Genomic DNA, 251 nt, shown 5'->3' on the forward strand with positions numbered 1-251 from the left:
GACATCCGTGTCTGTTTTCCTCCGCGTCATCAGCCATGGGCGTGTTCATGAGATGGCTTCCAACCAAGGTTCGCGGAAATGTTCCGGCCGGATTCACACAGGATCTTCTTGTACTCGAGGGTGACATCCTGATGATAACGAATCGTCGGGATCGACATGCTGAGCGCCGCAATGGCCTTGCCGGTGTGATCGAGAATCGGTGTCGCGAAACAGCATACCCCGGCGTCCATTTCCTCGAGGTCTTCTGCCAG

General features: G+C 55.8%; 1 protein-coding gene. It reads right to left on the bottom strand.

The features are described from left to right. Nucleotides 1-29: 29 nt before the first annotated feature. A partial coding sequence (locus SCA31_RS24680) for an IclR family transcriptional regulator C-terminal domain-containing protein (protein WP_410699594.1) occupies nucleotides 30-251 on the bottom strand: 222 nt, incomplete at its 5' end.

The sequence above is a fragment of the Chryseobacterium sp. SIMBA_028 genome (assembly GCF_046535285.1).
GTDB lineage: Bacteria > Bacteroidota > Bacteroidia > Flavobacteriales > Weeksellaceae > Chryseobacterium.